The sequence below is a fragment of the Candidatus Uabimicrobium helgolandensis genome (genome assembly GCF_041508025.1).
Taxonomy (GTDB): Bacteria; Planctomycetota; Uabimicrobiia; order Uabimicrobiales; family Uabimicrobiaceae; genus Uabimicrobium; species Uabimicrobium helgolandensis.
This window is the reverse complement of the sequence record NZ_CP165719.1, coordinates 344404-358244: the sequence shown is the minus strand read 5'-3', so window position 1 is coordinate 358244 and position 13841 is coordinate 344404. Positions and strand designations below refer to the sequence as shown.

Annotated in this window: 10 protein-coding genes and 1 pseudogene; 6 read left to right on the top strand and 5 right to left on the bottom strand. The window is 35.4% G+C overall.

What is annotated here, in order from left to right; all coding sequences use genetic code 11:
- The first annotated feature begins 189 nt into the window (after positions 1–189).
- The 4 genes and pseudogenes from UABHE_RS01225 (at position 190) to UABHE_RS01210 (ending at position 1488) form a co-directional block, all read left to right on the top strand.
- A complete protein-coding gene (locus tag UABHE_RS01225) occupies positions 190–597 on the top strand; it encodes a reverse transcriptase domain-containing protein (protein WP_372371549.1) in 408 nt (135 codons plus the stop codon).
- A gap of 1 nt (position 598) precedes the next feature.
- Complete coding sequence (locus UABHE_RS01220) at positions 599–1162, top strand: hypothetical protein (RefSeq protein ID WP_372368331.1); 564 nt, start codon at positions 599–601, stop codon at positions 1160–1162.
- Between the two features lie 23 nt (positions 1163–1185).
- A pseudogene (locus UABHE_RS01215) lies at positions 1186–1254 on the top strand (hypothetical protein); the annotation flags it as partial.
- Positions 1255–1266: 12 nt separating this feature from the next.
- Entirely contained in the window at positions 1267–1488 is a 222-nt protein-coding gene (locus UABHE_RS01210; protein WP_372371724.1) for a hypothetical protein, read from the top strand.
- Positions 1489–2043: 555 nt separating this feature from the next.
- On the opposite strand, the gene UABHE_RS01205 is transcribed toward UABHE_RS01210, so the two are convergent.
- Genes UABHE_RS01205 through UABHE_RS01195 form a run of 3 tightly spaced genes read right to left on the bottom strand, consistent with a single transcriptional unit; the run spans position 2044 to position 5338 of the window.
- The gene (locus tag UABHE_RS01205) at positions 2044–2724 is read right to left on the bottom strand and encodes a M15 family metallopeptidase (protein WP_372368329.1); all 681 of its coding nucleotides are present in this window, start codon (positions 2722–2724) and stop codon (positions 2044–2046) included.
- A 7-nt stretch (positions 2725–2731) separates the two neighbouring features.
- Positions 2732–3658: a hypothetical protein gene (locus UABHE_RS01200; RefSeq protein WP_372368328.1), complete on the bottom strand. Its 927-nt coding sequence runs from the start codon at positions 3656–3658 to the stop codon at positions 2732–2734.
- A gap of 21 nt (positions 3659–3679) precedes the next feature.
- On the bottom strand, positions 3680–5338 hold the full coding sequence (locus UABHE_RS01195; protein WP_372368326.1) for a hypothetical protein: 1659 nt from the start codon (positions 5336–5338) through the stop codon (positions 3680–3682).
- 130 nt (positions 5339–5468) lie between these two features.
- Here UABHE_RS01195 and UABHE_RS01190 point away from each other — a divergent pair, with 130 nt between their 5' ends.
- Entirely contained in the window at positions 5469–7007 is a 1539-nt protein-coding gene (locus UABHE_RS01190; RefSeq protein WP_372368325.1) for a sodium/solute symporter, read from the top strand.
- Between the two features lies 1 nt (position 7008).
- Entirely contained in the window at positions 7009–7899 is an 891-nt protein-coding gene (gene hemF, locus UABHE_RS01185) for an oxygen-dependent coproporphyrinogen oxidase (RefSeq protein ID WP_372368324.1), read from the top strand.
- Positions 7900–8084: 185 nt separating this feature from the next.
- Here hemF and UABHE_RS01180 read toward each other — a convergent pair whose 3' ends face one another.
- Together UABHE_RS01180 and UABHE_RS01175 are read right to left on the bottom strand one after the other, a co-directional pair.
- Entirely contained in the window at positions 8085–10064 is a 1980-nt protein-coding gene (locus tag UABHE_RS01180; protein WP_372368323.1) for a S8 family serine peptidase, read from the bottom strand.
- Complete coding sequence (locus tag UABHE_RS01175; RefSeq protein WP_372368322.1) at positions 10064–13267, bottom strand: protein kinase; 3204 nt, start codon at positions 13265–13267, stop codon at positions 10064–10066. The genes UABHE_RS01180 and UABHE_RS01175 overlap by 1 nt, the downstream gene beginning before the upstream one ends.
- Between the last annotated feature and the right edge of the window lie 574 nt (positions 13268–13841).

The window sequence follows — 13841 nt, the reverse complement described above, 5'->3', positions numbered from 1 at the left end:
CCGTATTCAACAAATCACAAAAAAAGTCTGGCCCGTATTCAACTCTTTGAGTGTTTTTTTTCATTATTTATTCCAATTTTAAAAGTGAAAATGAAATTTACTTTCTTAGATTGGAATATTATGCAAAGTAAATCAAAAGAATTTTTTGCTATTATAGGCTTCTTCGTCGATTACTTTGCATAAGGCTCAATAGTATCGCCTTTACTCTCAAATATATATGGACACTATGTGCTAGATCTATGGTTCAAACACACCATTTGCAGTCAAAGCAAGGGCAAAGCATACTATTTTCGTTTTGCAGATGATTTCCTGGCTTGTTTTCAATACCGCGACGAAGCTGAATTCTTTCAGATGCTACTAAAAGAACGCCTAAACAAATTTGGGCTAGAGCTAGCTATGGAGAAGACACAATGCATTGAATTCGGAAGATTTGCGAGAGAAAACGCATACACATTAGGATCAAAACCAAAGGAATTTACCTTTTTGGGATTCGTCCACTACTGTGGCAAAACCAAAAATGGTTACTTCAAGGTGAAGCATCGTACTAATCAGGCGAAATTAACAGCAAGCCTACAGAAGTTCACTGATTGGGGTTGAGATGCAACATCGATATGGACAAGATACTGTGGCACTGTTGCTGGAAACTGTGCGGATAACAGAGAAAACAAACATTGGCCTAAGTCAGTGGAGTACTCAACCTACTCGAAAGAAATTTGGAAACCAAAATTGCCAATTGATTGCAAACAAACTAAAGGTGCGAGTGATCCCAGCTCTAGAAAAAGAATTTGGGCGTTATGTTGATATTCCCGTAAAATTCAGTTACAAACAAGATGTGATCAAATATGTATTGCAAAAAAATCAAGCGATGAATTATCGTTTTGTACGTAAAAAAGAAAATTGGTATCTATTTGTAACCACAAAATATAAAAATGTAGATGTAATAACCAATAAAAACTGGGGAGCTATTGGTGTTGACTTAAATCATTCTTACATAGCAGTTGCAGAAACAAATAGACATGGTAACCTTGTTCGTCATCAAAAAATATATACTTTTATACAGGATCGTACTTGTCATCAAGTAACTGCAACACTCGCTGAATCCTGCAAGCAAATCATTTCTTTCGCTGTGAAGAACAAAAACCTGTTGTTATCGAAAAACTAGATTTTTCGAAAAAGAAAAGTAACTTGAGCTCATCAACTACAAAATACAAAAGAATGATCTCCTCCTTTGCCTATAGTAAATTTGCTCTCATCAAGAGCCAAGCTATGAGAAGTGGTGTTGAAATTATCGAAGTAAATCCAGCTTTTACTAGCCTTATTGGTCGCTATAAATTTGCTCATTTTTTTGGAATAAGTACACATCTTGCGGCAAGCCTTGTACTTGCGCGCCGTGCACAAAATTTCTCGGAACGCTTTCCCACAGAACCGCCCGATGTCTGCCTGTGGATAGACATTGTCACGTCTGGAAACCTTGGAAAGCTTTTCTAAAATTCGCCGTCTCTGACAGGGAACGACAGGTTGAGCTTCTTTTTTGCTCTCGGCATATGCCTTTTTAAAAACGCATATGTCCTCTTACTTATCCTCTGGAGCGCAATTCTCCAGCGGTAATCAATCACAATACTGTTCGATGATCTTTTTAGATTTTTGAGTTTTAATAGGAACGGTAAGTATATTAAACCGTAGTGGTAAACAGATATACTTGGGTAACTGGGCGGTCCGTCCGGGCGGCGGAGTTCCTTTCGGTGTTTCGGGTTGCCGCGCTGTGCGGGTGTCCTCTATTTCCGGTTTTGTTGGGGGGTTTTGTAAGCGGCTAGGTCTACGAGAAACAAGTAAATAGTTTTTTGACACAAAAAAATTCGCGATTAGCATTTTGTTAATACTTTTCTAATTTTACGAACTATAGGAAATGGGCAAAATCACAAGACATACAGCCAAAATAGGTCATACAGATGTTAGACTACTTGTCAATTTGCAGTTTTAAAAACGAAACAGTTAAAAACTATAGAAGATAAATACAGTTCTCAACTTACTTGCTTTTTCGTTTTATTGTGAAATGTTTGTTATATGTTCGGTGAATATTTGCGGCAACCTGCGAAGTAACAACTGTTTTCCGTGGATATTGTTATTAATAATAACTCTTTCAAACATTTCAACAGAAAGGTGTTGTTGAGCTTGGCTAGAAATAGGTGCGTGGCTTAAATGCCATGGCTCGGAAAACATTCCACCTTGATAAATTTTATAAGGGCGAAAAAAATCAAAACGATGAATATTGCGATCTAACCAATCGTGAAGATGTGCAAATATACCATTTTCATTTACTTCGGCTGGTAACAATTGCACTTTATAATTTGGTGGTATCACTGCACGATCAATGACATCGATTTCACTTCCCCAATGATGTCTAGAAGCTCCAGGCAAAGCCGACCATCCAAGTATCGCATCGATAATTCCATTATCGTCTAAAAGTGAGTAATCGCGCACATTTCCTTCAGCATCATAAAGAGGTTTTTGTCCTAAAAATTTTTTATTCCAAATGCGTATTTGAGTTTTTATATCGCGAAAAGAGCTAAACGGTTCAAGAATAATGTTATCCTTAGCCGCAGCTTTACGCATTGCCATAAAAGCTTTCACCGTCTTTGGATGTGCTGCAAAGCGAGGTTCTTCTATTTGTTCGATATGTGTTCTAACTTGACCTGTTAGTTCAAGTTCTTGTAATTTTTCCATTTTTATCCTAATGAGAAGATGTTTGCGGAGGCATAAACCCCAGTTTTTCTTCTAAATATATCCCCATCTCTTTTTGGCTTTCGATATGTAATTGCCGTATATAACGCAGATGTGTTGTAAATTCGCGCGTAGTGTAAGGAGGAATAAAGCGTTTCTTTTGTCTATTTTTACGATAAGAATAAAAAGATTTAGTATAGCTTACAGTGAGTTCTCTTAAAAATTTGCAATACAATTTCATATTGTTGTGTGTTGTTTTATATTGTAAAGATAGAAATTGTTTTTCCCGCTTTTCTAAAAGTTGTTTTTCTTTTGCTATACGAGTAGAAAAACGATTATTAAACCATTTTCGCCACTGTTTAATTGATACGGAATTTTGATTAACATTCATTATATGACGAAATACACCATTACGTTTATTTATCATTTCTTCAAATATACCATGGATATTTTTTATTCTTTGTAAGTAAAAAGACTGATTTTGTCGTTGTTGAATTTTACGTTGTAAAGCTTTTCCAATAGTAAATTTTTTTAGGTAATGGTTAATTTTTTTATCATTGAGTTTTTTTGTTAAGAGTTTAAATACTTCAGTACGCTGTTTTTCTAAAGCTAACTCAACTTTCACCGTATAAATACCTCTTTGAATTTCTTGAATCCCAGTATTAACAGGTCCCCATTTTCCTTGAAAATTTAAATTGGAATCTCGCACAATAATATCAAACCAACGTACTTTTTCATCTTCATGATAAATAGATACTGTGAGTAAAGCATTATTCAACCCGCGACGAGCCGTTCCTTCTATTTCAAGGTGCAATTCATCCAACCATGGATAGTTTTTGGTGTAAAGTTTAGCAGATTTAATTTTGAATAAATTCAACTCTGCAAAACCACTTACGGTAAAGAAAATCAAAAACAATAGGCATTTAATTTTTGTCATTTTTTATCTCGATTGCAGGTTTTAGTTATTTTTTATACTACGCAATTCTAAAATAGAAGGTATTCGCGATACAAATATCGCGATATCTTGTACCGCTCTGTGACTAGACTTATAATTCACAACATTTTTATTAGTCATTTGGAAGTGCTTTTCAGGCATCCAATTGGTTATGGTTAAATTCAGCATTGATCGTTTTTGCTTACGTTCATAATTTTTTTGCGCTAAAATAAATGCTTCTTGGGCTGCTATTTTAATCTTATTAATGCGTCCTGGTAACAAACCCCTATCATAACGATCTAAAAATATTTTATATATATACAGTCTTCCAAGTAAATTCCAAAAATCTCCGCTTTGCTGATATTTATCCTTCTCGGTATACAAAATTTTTAGATAATTGTTAAGATTACTTTGATTAGGAATGCCTCCACGAGCTAGTTCTCTACTTACTTTCGAAACTATTTTTTCAGCTAAATCGTTAGGTGATTTCTTTTTTTTATTATGTTTTTTTATTGTAATTGGAGCATCATCTTTTAATTCACTAATAATAAGCTTCTTCGATTTTGAAGGTGTATTTCCAATAAAAGCAAGTAAACCAATAAACACAGAAAAAACAATGATTACTACCGCTGCAACTTTAAAAGTTGAATTACGGCCTTGACGTTTCTTTGCTATAAAAACGGTATCTTTGCCTTCGCGAATTTTTAATTTTTTATGCTCTTTAGATAACTTCTCTACTTTGTTTTGCTCGCGTTTAGTTTCTTTTTCCTCTAGGTTTTCATATAACTCTTTTAATTCTTGTTTTGAATCTTTTTTTTCGCGAGCAACCCCTGCGCGTTTTCTCATCATTGGCATCGCCTGGGTTTTGCCAATTTCTACTCCTCCGCGTTTTCTCATCATTGGCATCGCTTGGGTTTTGCCAATTTCTATTTTTGAGCTCGGAGTACTATCTTCTACTTTATTTGTAGTATTTTTTTCTAACAGTTCATAAAAGTTTGCCAAAGCCATTGTTGCCCGAGGTTTATAAACTTCATCGACTTCTTCCTCTTCAGAACCATCTAATACACTAAAAAATTTAGATTGAGAAATCTCTTCTTCTTCTTTACGTTTTTTCCAAGAATTTACATCTAAGTCCAAAGCATTTCCTGTACAGACTGGGCATTCAACCTTAACACTTAGATCGTAGTTGTACAATGAAAATAACCGCAAACATTCAGCGCATGCTCTCGCGTGAAAAACCATACTACTTTGAATTTTTTTCAATTCTTGTAACGTTGTCAGCTGCATATCTTGAATAAGAATATTCGCTAATGATTTAAATCTTTTTTGCTCGCGGTACTGACGAAATAGTTTTTGCGCTTCTAATAAACTTTTCATAGTAACACTTTGCAATACTGGTTTATCAGAAAAGTATACAAGCCCTTTTAACATTGTATCCGGTATGTATGGCCACTTAGTCGGTTCTTTTTCTCTAAATTTTCCTTGCTCTTTTAAAATCTGTAAGACTTGGCGCATCGTCATGTAACCAAGATCTTTAAAAATAACACCTATTCTTTTTTCAGGATCTTCTCGCTGTACTTCTAATGCCTCTAACAGCTGCAAGTTATTGATTAATCCTTCTTGAATTGCAATAACACCAAACAACAAGTGTGAATAGTTTTCAATATCAACAAGATGTTCCATAATTTTCCTCTTTCGCAGTGCCCCACATTATGATTATGTTTTTTTTTGGGGGGTTATTTGCTATTATTTACACTCAAATGTCATAAGTCAAGGAAATAATGCACCACACAACACCTTAACGAGGTATATAATGTTTATTGTCAATATTGTAAATTTACGCCCTTTGGATATAACGGCTATTGCAGTTTATATGTTAGGAATTGCAGCGATCGCCTTATTTTTTGCCAAAAAGAACAACTCTACAGAACAATATTTTTTGGGGAATAGATCCTTCCCTGGCTGGGTCATAGGTTTATCAATGGTAGGAACCTCCATTAGCTCAAACTCTTTTCTTGGTATACCAGCAGAAACCTATAAAAGTTCGTGGATAAAAATAGCTCCTAACCTATTTCTCCCCATAGTTACCATTATCGCAATTGTTCTGTTTATTCCTTTTTTTCGTAGTAGTAAACGCACATCTGCGTTTGAATATCTTAACGAACGTTATGGAGTAGTCCCAAGATTATATGGAACTCTTAGTTTCATTATTTTACAACTTGCTCGCGTTGTTATGGTACTCCTACTTCTTTGTCTTCCTATCCAATTTTTAACTGGCTATTCTATAGAATATGTAATTGCCGTTGTTGGAATTTTTGTGGCTCTTTATACGATTATTGGAGGAATAGAAACTGTTATATGGACAGATGTCATTCAAACAATCGTATTACTCGTAGGTGGAGTTCTATGTTTTTCTTGTATCTGGTACAAAATGCCAGGAGGCCTCACACAAATAATGGAAATTGCCACTGACAACAATAAATTTCACATAGGCGACTTCGACTGGGATTTAGGTCGTAAAACTTTTTGGGTCATTATGTTTACAGGGCTCGTACATTGGTTACGCGAGTACTCTAGTGACCAAAATGTAGTTCAACGTTATTTTGCAGCCAAATCCACAAAAGAAGCGCGTAAAGCCACCGCTATCTGTGCGTGTTTTAGCATACCAATTTGGGTATTTTTCGCATTTTTAGGTACAGCGCTATTTGCTTTCTATGCCCAGTTCCCTGTTGCCGATCTCGATAAACAACTTGGACGTCCAGAAAATATACTGCCATTTTTCATTATCAATAACATACCAGCAGGTATTGCAGGTATTATAATTGCCGGTTTACTCGCAGCAGCAATGTCTTCGCTGGATTCTAGTCTAAACGCAATATCAACTGTTACCGTAGTTGATATTATTAAACCATACACACACAAAGGTCATTCTGACAAATTTTATTTAAACATTGCCAAGGCAATCATCATCACAGCATCACTAATAATGGTATTCGGCGCTATTTTGGCAACAAAATACAACAACACAGTTGTTGATTTAGTATGGATTATCAACTCAACACTAGGAGGTTGCCTAGTTGGCCTATTCTTGTTAGGTCTATTCACAACACGCGTAGATAATACCAGCGCAAGTATTGGTTTAGTAATTGCTATTGTTGCAAATATATATTTGATACTTAGTGGCAGCCAGCTTTTACCAGAGATGCTAGTTATAGATGTTGACAGTTACTGGACAGGAATAATAGTCAATATAGTTTTCGTTGCTGCAGCGTACACGACATCATGGATCAAAAAGCCTAGTCAACAAAACTTAGACAAATTAACAATATGGACAATGAAAAAAGGCGAATAAAATGCACGAAAACACGCAAAAAATGGCAAATATAATACACAAAGTTGCCGAAAATATATGTACAAAACTCCAACAACTTACAGGAGATAATTTCCTACGAGACGAGTGGCAACGTAAAGACCACTATGGTAACCCAGGAGGTGGAGGAATCACTCGTATATTTAAAAGTGGAAAACATATCGAAGGAGGAGCTGTCAATACATCAGTAATTAAAGGACATATCAATCCCGAATTTGCCAAAAAATTACAAAATGACGATAGCTACTTAGAAGCAGCAGGTGTATCACTTATCATGCATCCGAGAAATCCTCACGCGCCGACAGTGCACATGAATTTTCGTTATATTCGCCAAGGAGAGAAACAGTGGTTTGGAGGTGGAGCGGATTTAACACCATATCTTCCCGACACAAAAAATTTTACTTTTTTTCACAACTTCTGGAAGAATAAACTAGATGCTTTCGATAACAATCACTACCCCAAAATGAAAGAAGAATGTGATCGCTATTTCTACATACCTCACCGCAAAGAAATGCGCGGCATCGGTGGTATTTTTTATGATTACATAGACGTGACAGAGCAAAATTGGCAAATGGTAGAATCACTTGCTACAGGATTTATAGATTGTTATCTACCTATATTTGAAAGTACATTCGAAAAAGAATACACAACAGAGGATCGCGATTTTCAATTATACAGGCGTGGTCGTTATGTGGAATTTAATTTGATCTATGATCGCGGTACTATTTTCGGCTTGAAGACCAATGGAAGAATAGAATCTATCTTGGCATCACTTCCTCCAAGCGTTCGTTATGAGTATATGCACGAGCCACAACCAGGTTCACCATACGCAGAAATGATAGAATACTATCAAGCGCAAGATTGGGCAAAATAGCTACAAAGTATAATAATTTTAGGACAATACAATTTAGCGCTGTTGATTTACTATTTAAAGGAGTAAAACTCCTTTAAATAGTAAATCAAACAAGAATACAAAGTAAAAACTACTTTACTAAATAATTTGTATATTTTCAAAATTAGTAGTCTACATAAAATATTAAGTCACAACCACAAACCTCTTTATTCCTGCTTACCGAGAATAATAACAACACATTTCCCATTTTTAAGAGAGCTATCAATAATAGCTATTCCTATTTCGTTATAATTTCCTAACAAGTTTTTCCTTGTTTCAATATCTTTCATCCATCCAAAACCAATAGCTTTAGCCTGGTTGTCTTTTTCGGTTTCTGTTTGCGCTTCTTTAAAGAATGATACATTAACAGCAACTCGCCCTTTATATCCCGACTCTTGAGCTCTACGGCCAATATTGAAGTAATTGATTTCGTTGATTTCTTCTATATTTTCAGCCATTTGTTTTGCAACTAGTGTTAACATATCGCTCTTGTTTAGTTTTTCTAATCGAGGAAGTCCTAGTCCTTTTCTAAGGGAAGTCGACTCTTTACGTCTATTGTTGATTAAAAATGTTAGTGTTTGAGGTGTTATCGTAGAATAGTATGGTGCCATGTGGGAGTCCTCAAAACGTGAATGGAGATATAGTTCTTTTGTTTCTTTGTTTCTACTTACAGAAAAACCCTTAATATCTTTTATACTACGAGGAAAACGCATTTGAACAAAACGCATATCAAAAAATGCAATGTCGCGATCAATGCGGTTTTCTAATACAAAGTTTTTGATAATTACTCTTGTAAATAGACCTGCCTCTCCTAGCAAAGTTTGAATATAATGATAAATTTGTTGTTTGAAATTGTTTGCTTTTGGTTTAAAGTCCTTGTCTTTAATCGGAATTTGATTAATCACTTCATTATCTGATATTGTAGAGATAGGCTTATTTTTTTTTAATGATTGTAGTGTGGAAAGAGCGTCTATAACACCATATCCAAAAGAATTGCGCTGTTGATTGTGAAAAGTATTGGTGACAAAAAGTTCTTTTAGTTTTACTGTCGATACTTTTTGTTTGTTTAGAGCTAAAGCAATGATGCCAGCAACAAATGAAGAAGCAACGCTCGTACCATGAATAACTTTATTTTGTTGTAAAAACTCTGTTGGCCATATGGAAGGAATTCCAACTCCAGGAGCTACAATCTCCGGTTTTTCTCCTCCGCGTTCTGTTGGCCCGCGACTACTAAATTGAGCGAGTTGTTGTCTATCATCTATAGCTCCAACAGTAATAACAGAACTTATTGATCCTGGATTTTGGATAGTTGATAATTGTGGCCCGTTGTCTCCAGCAGCTACTACACAAGCAATCTCTAATTTTTCAACTTTGGAGAAAACTCTTTCCATAATTGAATGATGAATTAGATTAGCCCCTATTGGCAAATGTAGAACATCGACCTTTTGTTTACAGGCATATTCAATACCACGAATTACTTGCGATAAACGAGCATTACCGTTATGGTCGACAACTTTTACAGGTAGTAAATTTGCTCCAGGAGCAACACCGAAGTTTTTACCTACAGTAATACCAGCGCAGTAAGTACCATGCCCGTGGTCATCAAAAGGAGTAGTATCGGGAATAAAGGATTTCGCGCGTTGCAAAATGATTTGCTCTTTGATCTGCGGATGATCTAAATCTACTCCTGTACTCAAAAGAGCAATAGTTACATCTTTACCAATACTAAGATGCTGAGCTTCTTTTACTTTCATATAACTGAGCCCCCAGTTACTTGTTGCAGAATGCTCTACATCTGGTAGGTTTATCCATTTATATTTTTTGTCCCAAGTGATACTTTGAATATCAGGATGGCTTGCTAGCTCTTCAATTGCGACTTTATTTGCTTTTACTGCTAGTATATTCACCATATCAAAAAAATAATAAGATGAGATGTTGCCTTGTTGTTCTAGCATCGTGCACATATTTTTGATAGATTTTCGATGCGCCTGGGAATTTATATCAATGTGCTGATGCAACTCAACAAGTGCATATTGCTGGATATCTTCCGCAACCAACTTTTCCTGTAAGAGCTGTCCTATTCTCTGCTGTGCAAAGCAAAGTGCAGTCGTAGAGAAAAAGATAGTTAAAATTATAAATCTACTCATTATTTCTTCCTCTCAAAATACCAAAAACGCATAACTCCGTCGAGACCACCAGAAACAGCAATATTACCTTTTGGAGAAAAGGCAACAGCTTGCACTGATTTACTATGCACACCTGCAAATACTGAAATTTGTTGTCGCCGCGGAATGCTCCAAAATCTAACGGAACCATCTTCTAAACCGGTGATTAAAACACTTCCATCACGAGAAACAGCACAACTAACAATATTTTTTGTATTGTGCTCTATTTCAGTTAAAAAAATAGGTTGGCGAGACTTTGTTATTTTCCACAATTTTATACGATCATCCATGTCAACGGTAATAGTGTAGCGATTAGAAATAAACATTGACATCGCAACAACATAGTTTTCTTCTTTTTTTTCTATGAGACTACGAATATTACTTGGATTAATTCCTCTGTATTCCTTTGGATCATTTTTTACTTCATCTCCACTACTTCCTCCACCTTCAACGATAATAGGACCATCATTAAAATCTAGCTTTTCTACCAGTACACGATTTTCATTACCATAGATAATCGACTCTAATTTTCGAGAATATACTATAAAGTCCATTATTGTATTATATTGTTCATGAAATTCAGGAGGGTCGATTATGAAAGAGTCTTTTACATGTTCGTTGTCCAGTGACACGGAATGGATACCTTCAAAATAATCAAAATCCCATATTTTCACTGTACCACTACGTCCTGTTGCAGCAATGTATTTATTATTGGGAGATATTTTTACAGCAACAACTTCACTTTCTATAGTAAATTGAATATCTTGTGCGTACCCAATATCGTGAGCAGTCACTGTTCCATCTATGTGGCCGCTGGCTACCATTTTTCCATCAGCAGAAAAAGCAAGGTTAAGTATCGCTGCTTTTTGATTAGATGTATTATTTGGCGGCGAGTCTGTTTTTATAATATTGTTATTTTGTAACAATGACTCATTGTTGATTCTGTTGTTTTTATTTTCTTGCAGCGACTGTTGATTAATAACTATTTGATTATTTGATAGTGTTTCTTGGTTACTTTCTGTATTTTCCGAAGTATTATTTTCTGTGGTTGGGCTTATGCTTCCTTGCGTAACAAAAGGACGAGTGGTATTAAATCGCGAGGAAGAAAAAGAAATGATTTCTTGTTCTTCTAGTTTTCTGTTTGGATTGAGTGTGAGAATTGGATTAACCTCTGTATTGACAGCTGGTGTAATAAGAGAACCATCATCAGGTATAATATTTGCTTCTTCACCTTCTGGTGGAGAATTGTCTCCTGGCGGCGTTGGTTGAGTATCAGGAGGAGTAGGAATAGAGCTTGGTGGCGCATTGATTGGAAAAAGACGATCAGCTAACAATAATTCATCGGTTTGTGATGATTTGCCACTAGTATCTTCGTCAATATCAAAATTGTCTCCCACTGCTATTTGTATAGATTTGTCTTCTAGTACTTCCAGTGGAACATCAGAATTTTGTTTTTGTATTTGGCGCAAATATTCTTCTTTGAGTTGAGCTAATAGCTTTTCCTTTTCGGCTTTTTCTCCGAGCTTTTGCTCTTTTTCGAGCAATAATTTTTCTCTAGCTTTAGCTTCTCTTGATTTTGCAAGAGCTGCTTTTTTCTCAGCTTTCCCCCTCATTGTATCAGCATCTATCGCTGATTGATAAGCTTTCTCTTTTGCTAATCTCTCCTGTTCTTTTGCCAACATTTCTTGTTTGGCTTTTTCTTGGGCACTAAGTTTTTCTCTTTCTGCCGTCGAAAGAGAATCATATACTTGAGAGTTTACCCAAAACATAGACCCTGTTACTATTAGTAGAGATGCTATAAAAGTACCAATTGTGCACATTAATTTATTGCGCATTACAAATTTTTGAGTTCGCAGCCATCGTGTATTTCGACGTGCAGAAATTGGTAGGTTCAACCGGAATTTACGTAGATCTTTTGCTAATTCTAAACAAGAAGAGTAGCGATCTTTAGGATTTTTTTCTAAACATTTTAAACATATTGATTCTAAATCCACAGGAATGGAGAGATTAATCTGCCTTGGTGCAATAGCATCTTGATGACATACTTTGTTAATGATGTTAAAAAAGCTATCTCCTGTAAAAGGAGGTACTTTCGTAATCACCTCATACAAAGTAGCTCCTAAAGAATAGACATCAGATGCTGGTGTTACATCTTCATTATTTATCTGTTCTGGTGGCATATACATCAAAGTTCCTAGTATATCTCCTGTTTTTGATAAACTATCTTCAGAACTGACTTCTTTTGCTACACCAAAGTCCATTAATTTTGGCATGTGGTTCTTGTCGATCATTATGTTTGACGGTTTGATATCGCGGTGAATAATTCCTTGTTCATGAGCTTGATATAAACCGCTTGCTACTTTTTCTATCCAAATAGAAATTTCGCGAAAAGAAATTTTACCTTGTTTTAAAGCGCATTTCAGTGATTTGCCGTCAACGTACTCCATTGTAAAAAAATTACGCGGTGTTTCTTCAACGCTATATAGTTTTACAATACTAGGATGATCTAATTTGGCGACTGTTCTAGCTTCGCGAATAAACCTTTTTATTTCTGTTTCATTGGTATTTTCTTTATTAATTAGTACTTTTAGAGCAACTGTTCGTTCGAGTTTATTATCTATAGCTTCGTAGACAATTCCCATTCCACCACGACCTAGTTCTCTTTTTAAAGTATAACCACCAAACTGATGTTTTTCTATCTCGTCATCAGATTCATTATTTTCATTACTTAAAATTATCTTTTCGTTTAAATTATCTGCACCTGTTTCTGTGCTATTTTGGTAATTATCAATAGCTTCTTTAGCAATTGTTTGATTTTTTGTCTCGACATATTTTGTGCTATCAACAATTGTTGCTGTAGTGTCCTCATTAATTTGATTTTTAGTGCCAAGTGTAGTTTTTACATCTTTGACATTATCGGTAACTGTGTTGATGTTATCAACTATCGCCCCTGTAGCGTCCTCGCTAATTTGATCTTTAGTGCTAAGTGTAGCTTTTATAGCTTTGACATCAACTACTGTTGCTGTGGTCTCTTCTGTGTTATTAGGTATATTGTTGGCTAGCATTTGATTAAGAAATTCTAGCTGTTGTCGTGCATGAGGAGATATTGGCGAACCACAACCTAAGCATTTATCTGCTTTTAGTGAGAGTTCCTCTCCGCATGTACAAAAAATGACCGCCCGCATAATAAACTCCGATCAAGATTCTATATTAATGGAAATGAAAGATACAATGATATCTGTTTTTAAACATTTGTAAATATTTTTTATATATTAGGGCGTGTCATCATTCAAAATATTGTGTGTTTTTTCGAGCCGAGCCCGTTTGCGAGCCCGTTTCCGAAACTTTCACTAACAATTTATCAAAGAAGCAAAGTTTCTTTTTCCATCGCAAAAAACTAGTATTGAACCAATAAATCACTTTCTGTCGCTCTCAAAAAGTTTTCGGGCGCGGGCTCAATACTACTGGCGTATCATTAAATGAATCCGTTATATTTTTATCTGTATTGAATGATGACACGCCCTAGAACACCGAATAGTTTTATCTGGGTTTGAAGACAATTGATACCTATGCCACTCCTAGTTGCCCAGAAATTAATACTTTTTAAAATATCTGAGCTTATGAATTCTAAATAAAATCCAAAATTTTAAAAATGTAGTATTTATAAGCACTTGGTGTCTTTCGCTGCTCTGATACTGAAACAAAAGTATTCAGTGTTCTAGGGATTATTATTCTTAGTAAGAAGCGTCATTAATTAAA